General features: G+C 64.3%; 4 protein-coding genes and 2 pseudogenes. 3 read left to right on the forward strand and 3 right to left on the reverse strand.

Features of this window, described 5'->3' with window-relative positions; all coding sequences use genetic code 11:
* Nucleotides 1–7: 7 nt before the first annotated feature.
* From G1E_RS29320 to G1E_RS08000, 3 genes and pseudogenes are all read right to left on the reverse strand, one after another.
* Nucleotides 8–247, reverse strand: a pseudogene (locus tag G1E_RS29320) (hypothetical protein); the annotation flags it as partial.
* 193 nt (nt 248–440) lie between these two features.
* A complete protein-coding gene (locus G1E_RS07995) occupies nt 441–1,655 on the reverse strand; it encodes an SAM-dependent methyltransferase (RefSeq protein WP_009683077.1) in 1,215 nt (404 codons plus the stop codon).
* Nucleotides 1,656–1,996: 341 nt separating this feature from the next.
* Nucleotides 1,997–2,614, reverse strand: a complete 618-nt coding sequence (locus G1E_RS08000; protein ID WP_009683078.1) for a TPM domain-containing protein — start codon at nt 2,612–2,614, stop codon at nt 1,997–1,999.
* 185 nt (nt 2,615–2,799) lie between these two features.
* Here G1E_RS08000 and bglX point away from each other — a divergent pair, with 185 nt between their 5' ends.
* The 3 genes and pseudogenes from bglX to G1E_RS08015 form a co-directional block, all read left to right on the forward strand.
* Nucleotides 2,800–5,091, forward strand: coding sequence for a beta-glucosidase BglX (gene bglX / locus G1E_RS08005; protein ID WP_047149744.1), 2,292 nt, complete (start codon nt 2,800–2,802; stop codon nt 5,089–5,091).
* 122 nt (nt 5,092–5,213) lie between these two features.
* On the forward strand, nt 5,214–6,980 hold the full coding sequence (locus tag G1E_RS08010) for an ATP-binding protein (RefSeq protein WP_047149745.1): 1,767 nt from the start codon (nt 5,214–5,216) through the stop codon (nt 6,978–6,980).
* Nucleotides 6,965–8,013, forward strand: a pseudogene (locus tag G1E_RS08015) (sigma-54-dependent transcriptional regulator); the annotation flags it as partial. The gene G1E_RS08010 and the pseudogene G1E_RS08015, both read left to right, overlap by 16 nt.

An 8,013-nucleotide genomic window follows, 5' to 3' on the forward strand; every position in this document is an offset into this window, starting at 1 on the left:
TTGCCAGCCTGTCAGCCGAACAGTGATCAACCACACGCCTCAACTGTCGCGCTAAATTACCGGCGTTACGTGGCGTGCTCCATATGCTGGTAATGCAATACTCCCCGCATCGACAGTCGGCATCGTTGAAAGGGCAATACATTTTTCCCCAACAATGTCCCCCGCCTACCGCAACTCTCCATCCCTTTGATTCCGCGTGCCTCAAGGCCAGTTCGACCTCTTTCCTGGCATGACTGGGGCGGGCCATCAGCTTTTCTCCAGTGTGGACTTACTGCTCATGGGTTGTCAAATGACAACCCGGCTAACCGACTACTGAGCACGTCACACTACTGAAACGCTGATCAGAGAACTCCTTGAAAGGCACGGCTAGGAAATGCCCTACAAGCATTACCGATCAAGGGCAAAGGAATTCTGTAGGGATGGTAGGGATACGCGCCCGCTCAGAGCAGCCCGTCGCACCGCAACAGCGTCTCCAGGCAATGCTCCTGCACCCCATAGAACGCCTTGAGCTGGGCGATTTTCTCCAGCAGCGCACGGTTGTCGCCCGGCTGGCGCCGCTTCACCGCAAGAATCATCTTGTTCTTGTTGGTGTGCTCCAGGGAGATGAACTCGAATACCTTGGTCTCATAACCACAGGCCTCCAGGTACAGCGCCCGCAAGCTGTCCGTGAGCATTTCGGCCTGCTGGCCCAGGTGCAGGCCGTATTGCAGCATTGGCTGCAGCAGGCCCGGGCTGTGCAGTTGCGGGCGGATCTGCTTGTGGCAGCACGGCGAACACATGATGATCGCGGCATTGCTGCGGATACCGGTATGGATGGCATAGTCGGTGGCGATGTCACAGGCATGCAGGGCGATCATCACCTCGATGGCGTCGGGCACCACGCTGCGCACGTCACCACACTGGAACTCCAGGCCTGCATGCTGCAGCCGCACCGCGGCGGCGTTGCACAGGTCGACCATGTCCTGGCGCAGTTCAACCCCGGTCACCTGCGCTTCGCGGCCCAACGTATTGCGCAGGTAATCATGCATGGCGAAGGTCAGGTAGCCCTTGCCCGAGCCAAAGTCGGCCACCCGCAGTACCTGCTGTGTCGGCACCGGGGCGCTGGCCAGGGCGTGGTCGAAGACCTCGATGAACTTGTTGATCTGCTTCCACTTGCGCGACATGGACGGGATCAGTGCCCCCTGCGCGTCGGTCACGCCAAGATCGCGCAGGAATGGGCGCGACAGCTCCAGGTAGCGTTTTTTCTCACGGTCATGGCCACTGGCGGGCGCGGCCTCGCGCGGGGCCTGTGCGCCATGGCGCTGAAGCATCGGCTTGCCCTTCTTGCTGAAGGTCAGCTGTACTTCGCCGTCGGCATCGAAGAGGTGGGCGTTACGGAAGCTGCCCGGCAGCAACTCGGCCACCAGCGTCAAGGCATCGTCCAGGGCCAGGTTGCGGGTGATGTCTCGGGCCTGGTGACGGTAGACCAGCGACAGGCAGGGCTGGCCCTTGACCTGCAGCGGCTTGGCGATGATTCGTTGCAGGGTCTGGTCGGCACCGACATGGCGTGCCAGCACCAGCTTGCTTAACGTGCCGCCCTGCAGGGCAGCGTTCAGCAGGTCGAGGAACTGGGCGAGTGCGTCCGGCGCGGCGGAAGCGGAATGACTGGCGGGCATGGACAAAGGGGCCTTGGGTAGCGGAACGCTCATTCTACCGTGTGCCGTGCGGCCAGGCATACCTTGGCCACCCACGGCCGCGTCACGCCCAGGCCAGGCGCTGCATAGCTTGTGGCAAACACCTGCCGCAAGCGCGACGCGGCCTGTGTGGGAGCGGGTGAGCCCGCGAAGAACCCAACGCGGTGGCTGGCACCGGCTACGCCGGTGTTCGCGGGCGCGCCCGCTCTCACATGGGCCCGGCTGAATCAACAAGTTATGGATTGTTCAATAGGAGCTGGCGATGGGCTGCACAGCAGCCCCTAACTGCCTGCCCTTATCCAAGTGCGCGCCTGCATGCTGCCTCAGTCGAGAATCACCAGGCGGTTTGGCAGTTCGTTACGCGCATGGGTCGGTGGCACCTGCTCGCTCAGTAACTCGCCGCAGGCCTCGATGCATTCGACAAAACCCTGCAGGGTCCGCCCCTGGCGCACCTGTTCGGCAAGCCGGCTGACGAGTGCCGCCCGAGCGCTGGCATCCAGGCAGTGCTCGATGCCGCGGTCAACCAGTATTTCCACATGCCGCTCCGCCTCGCTGACAAAAATCAGCACCCCCGTGCCAGCCGCCGTACGCTGCAGGTTCAGCTCGCGAAATTGCTGGTGCGCCAGGCGCGAAGCACGCCAGCGGCGCAGCACCCGGGGGATCAGCCAGCCGGCCAGGCGCGGGCTACGCAGCAGCAGGCACAAGCCGACAAACAGCAGCATGTTGGCCACCAACAAGCCACGCACGCCCGGCCAGCCCAGCAGCCACTGCAGCAGGCCCGGCACGGCCAGTGCCAGCACGGCAGCCCAGAGCAGCGGCCAATACGCATAGTCGTCGGCACGCCGCGCCAGTACCGTCACCAGTTCGGCGTCGGTGTGCCGCTCGGCACGGGCTATGGCTTCGGCAATCTGCCGCTGATCATACTCGTCAAAAGGGGTCATGCCGTCGGTCTCTGCGCTTTCTTATAGTTGTTGTCCCGGCATACGGGGCTTCGTCCGCGGGTGACATATTCAGGCATAATCGGCCGCTGGAAGCATTGCCTGCAAATCGTACAACAATAGCCGCCTGAAAACTTCGGCCGCGCGCGTACCACCCTGGATACGGCAGAGGCCCCACAACGGAACTGATGATGAAACTGTCTTTGCTGGGCCTGGCCATGGGCCTTGCCAGTCAGGCGGCCCTCGCCGCCACCTCCGCCCCGCCCCTGCAAGACAAGCAGGCCTTCATCGACCATCTGGTCAGCCAGATGACCGAAGCCGAGAAAATCGGCCAACTGCGCCTGATCAGCATCGGCCCGGAAATGCCGCGCGACAAGATTCGCGAGGAAATCGCCGCTGGCCGCATTGGCGGTACCTTCAATTCCCGCACCGCGCCGGAAAACCGGCCGATGCAGGATGCGGCCATGCGCAGCCGCCTGAAGATCCCGATGTTCTTCGCCTACGATACCGTCCACGGCGAGCGCACGATCTTCCCGATCGGCCTGGGCATGGCCGCCACCTGGGACATGGACGCGGTGGCCAAAGTGGGCCGCACCGCCGCCATCGAAGCCTCGGCCGACGCCCTGGACATGACCTTCGCCCCGATGGTCGATATTGCCCGCGACCCCCGCTGGGGCCGCACCAGTGAAGGTTTCGGCGAGGATACCTACCTGACCTCGAAGATCGGCCAGGTCATGGTGCGCTCGTTCCAGGGCAGCAGCCCGGCCAACCCCGACAGCATCATGGCCATCGTCAAGCACTTTGCCTTGTACGGTGCAGTAGAGGGCGGGCGCGACTACAACACGGTCGATATGAGCCTGCCGAAAATGTACAACGATTACCTGCCGCCCTACCGCGCCGCACTCGATGCCGGTGCCGGGGGCGTCATGGTGGCGCTGAACTCGATCAACGGTGTGCCGGCCACCTCCAACACCTGGCTGATGAACGACCTGCTGCGCAAGGAGTGGGGCTTCAAGGGGGTGACCATCAGCGACCATGGCGCCATCCAGGAGCTGATCCGCCATGGCGTCGCCCGCGACGGCCGCGAAGCCGCCAAGCTGGCTATCAAGGCCGGCATCGACATGAGCATGAACGACACCCTGTACGGCCAGGAACTGCCAGGCCTGCTGAAGTCTGGCGAGGTGAGCCAGCACGAACTGGACCAGGCCGTGCGCGAAGTGCTGGGGGCCAAATACGACATGGGCCTGTTCAAGGACCCGTACGTGCGCATCGGCAAGGCCGAAACCGACCTGAAAGACTACTACGGCAGCGACCGCCTGCACCGCGAAGCCGCCCGTGACGTGGCGCGTCGTAGCCTGGTGCTGCTGGAAAACCACAACCAGACCCTACCACTGAAAAAAACCGGCACCCTCGCGCTGGTCGGGCCCCTGGCCGATGCCCCGATCGACATGATGGGCAGCTGGGCCGCCGACGGCAAACCGGCGCATTCGGTCACCGTGCGCGAAGGCCTGCGCCGCGCCGTGGAAGGCAAGGCCAAACTGGTCTACGCCAAAGGCTCCAACATCACCGGCGACAAGGCCATCCTCGACTACCTGAACTTCCTCAACTTCGATGCCCCGGAAATCGTCGACGACCCGCGCCCCCCTGCGGTGCTCATCGATGAAGCGGTCAAGGCAGCGCAACAAGCCGATGTGGTAGTGGCCGTGGTTGGCGAGTCCCGCGGCATGTCCCACGAATCGTCGAGCCGCACCACCCTGGAGATTCCTGCCAGCCAGCGTGAACTGATCAAGGCCTTGAAGGCGACCGGCAAGCCACTGGTACTGGTGCTGATGAACGGCCGCCCGCTGTCGATCAGTTGGGAACGTGAACAGGCCGATGCCATTCTCGAAACCTGGTTCGCCGGTACCGAAGGCGGCAATGCCATTGCCGACGTGCTGTTCGGTGACTACAACCCGTCCGGCAAGCTGGCCATCACCTTCCCGAGGTCGGTCGGGCAGATCCCGATGTACTACAACCACACCCGTATCGGCCGGCCGTTCACGCCAGGCAAACCCGGCAACTACACCTCGCAGTACTTCGAAGAGCCCAACGGCCCGCTGTACCCGTTCGGCTACGGCCTGAGCTACAGCAGCTTCGAGCTGTCGGGCCTGACGCTGTCGGCCAACAACCTCAAGCGCGGCGATACGCTGCAAGCCAAGGTCACGGTGAAGAACACCGGCAAGCTGGCAGGCGAGACCGTGGTGCAGTTGTACCTGCAGGATGTCTCGGCATCGATGAGCCGCCCGGTCAAAGAGCTGAAGAACTTCCAGAAACTGATGCTCAAGCCCGGTGAGACGCGCACCTTGAGCTTCCGCATCAGCGAGGAAGACCTGAAGTTCTACAATGGCCAGTTGCAGCGGGTTGCCGAGCCCGGGGAGTTCAATGTCCAGGTCGGGCTCGACTCCCAGGCGGTGCAGCAGCAGAGTTTTGAATTGCTGTAACTGAACGGTCGCCTGTACCGGCCCTTTCGCGGGCTTGCCCGCTCCCACAGGTACTCACACGTGGGGGCGGGCAAGCCCGGGTAAGGGCCAGCCCCGATGCCCCAATGACCCGGATCCGCGCCATGCCCTTTTCCTTTCGCGCCCTGCGGCTGGGGCTGATTACCCTGCTGATCCTGCTAGGCACTGCCCTCAGTGCCGGTTGGGCGATGCACCAGGCCAAGCGCCAGGCCATGGAAAACGACGCACAACGTGCCCACCAGCAACTGGGCTTGTACGCCAATAGCCTGCATACGCTGATCGACCGCTACCGGGCCCTGCCAGCCGTGCTGGCGCTGGACCCGGAACTGATCGACGCCCTGCGCGGCCCGGTCAGCGAGACGGTGCAAGGCGCCTTGAACCGCAAGCTCGAACGTATCAACGGTGCGGCCAACTCTTCGACCCTCGAACTGCTCGACCACACCGGCCTGGCCGTGGCAGCCAGCAACTGGCGGCTACCCAGCACCTACGTCGGCTCCAACTACGGCTTTCGCCCCTACTTCAAGCAAACCCGCAGCCAGGGTACGGGCCGCTTCTATGCCGTTGGCGTGACCAGCGGGGTACCGGGGTACTTTCTGGCCAGCGCAGTCAACGACGAACATGGCCGTTTTCTCGGCGCCATGGTGGTCAAGCTGGAGTTCCCGGAGCTGGAACGCGAATGGCGCCAGGGCAGCGATATCCTGCTGGTCAGCGATGCCCGCGGCATCACCTTCATTGCCAACCAGGACGGCTGGCGCTACCGCGAGCTGCAGCCACTGAGCGGCGCCGACCGTGCCGAACTCGCCGAAACACGCCAGTACGACAAGCAGCCGCTGGTGCCGCTGCACCATCAGGTGCTCACGCGCTTCGCTGCCAACAGCACCCTCAGCCGCGTGCAAGGCCCCGACGGCAGCGCCGAGTACCTGTGGGAAAGCCTGCCGCTGGCAGGCGAAGGCTGGACCTTGCACCTGCTGCGCAAGCCGCAGGTGGCGGCAGACGGCCGCAATGCCGCCCTCGGCGCTGCTGCCGTATGGTTGAGCCTGGTGTTCGCGGCGTTGTTCATCAGCCAGCGCCTGCGCCTGGCACGGCTGCGCCAGCGCAGCCGGGAAGAGCTCAAGCGCCAGGTCGAGGAACGTACCCGCGAGCTGCGTACCGCCCAGGAGGGCCTGGTGCAATCCGCCAAACTGGCCGCGCTGGGCCAGATGTCGGCGGCCATGGCCCACGAAATCAACCAACCGCTGACAACCCAGCGCATGCAACTGGAAACCGTGCGCCTGCTGCTCGACAATGGCCGGCCTGCCGAAGCGCGGCAGGCACTCGAGCCGCTGGAGCAGATGCTCACGCGCATGGCCGCGCTCACCAGTCACCTCAAGACCTTCGCCCGTAACAGCCCGATGGGCTTGCGCGAGCGCCTGGACCTGGCCACCGTGGTCGATCAGGCACTGCACCTGCTGGAAACGCGTATCCGCAGCGAAGAGGTCGAGGTCGCGCTGTACCTCGCACGCCCGGCCTGGGTACGGGGCGATGCCATCCGCCTGGAACAGGTGCTGATCAACCTGTTGCGCAACGCCCTCGACGCCATGGCCGACAAACGCTACAAGCGCCTGGAGATCCGCATCGAAGCCGATGGCGCACGGTGGCGCCTGAGTGTGCTCGACTCCGGTGGCGGCATAGCCGAGGCCGACCTGGCCAAGGTCTTCGACCCCTTCTTCACCACCAAGCCCGTGGGCGAAGGGCTGGGCCTTGGCCTGGCGATCTCCTACGGTATCGTCCATGAGGTCGGCGGCCAGCTGCAGGCCGAGAACCTGTCTGGCGGTGCGCGCCTGAGCCTTACCCTGCCCCAAGATCTGGAGCCTGCATGTTCAATTCAGTGATCGTCATCGACGATGAAGCCAGTATCCGCACAGCGGTCGAGCAATGGCTGAGCCTGTCGGGTTTCAACGTGCAGCTGTTTGCCCGCGCCGAAGACTGCCTGAGCCAGTTGCCGAAGCATTTCCCGGGTGTGATCATCAGCGATGTGCGCATGCCCGGCATGGGTGGCCTGCAGCTGCTCGAACGCCTGCAGGCGGACGACCCCGACCTGCCTGTGATCCTGCTGACCGGCCACGGCGATGTCCCCATGGCCGTGGAGGCCATGCGCAACGGGGCCTACGACTTCCTGGAAAAACCCTTCACCCCGCAACATCTGCTGGGCAGCCTGCGGCGGGCTCTGGAAAAACGCCAGTTGGTGCTTGAGAACCGCCGCCTGCACGAGCAGGCCGACCTCAAGTCACGCCTGGAAGGCACGCTGCTGGGCATGTCCCAGGGCCTGCAACTGCTGCGGCGGCAGGGGCTGGACCCGGCCAGCCCGCCGGTCNNCCCCCCCAGCCTGCCGGTCAATGTGCTGATCCGCGGTGAGACAGGCAGCGGCAAAGAACGTGTAGCCCGCTGCCTCCACGATTTCGGGCCACGCGCGGCCAAGCCATTCGTGGCGCTCAATTGCGCGGCCATTCCTGAGGCATTGTTCGAGGCCGAGCTGTTCGGCCATGAGAGCGGCGCCTTCACCGGTGCCCAGGGCAAGCGCGTCGGCAAGCTGGAATATGCCAACGGCGGCACGGTGTTTCTCGATGAAATCGAAAGCATGCCGCTGGCCCAGCAGGCCAAACTGCTGCGGGTGATCCAGGAGCAGAAGCTCGAGCGCCTGGGGGCGAACCAGAGTATCAACGTTGACCTGCGCATCATCGCCGCAACCAAGCCCGACTTGCTGGAGGAGGCCCGTGCCGGGCGCTTCCGTGAAGACCTTGCCTACCGCCTGAACGTTGCCGAGTTGCGCCTGGCGCCTTTGCGCGAACGACGCGAAGACATTCCGCTGCTGTTCGACCACTTCGCTCGCGCTGCTGCCGACCGGCTTGGCCGCGCCGCGCCGCC

Origin of the sequence: Pseudomonas sp. TJI-51 (assembly GCF_000190455.2) — a bacterium.
Lineage (GTDB): Bacteria > Pseudomonadota > Gammaproteobacteria > Pseudomonadales > Pseudomonadaceae > Aquipseudomonas > Aquipseudomonas juntendi.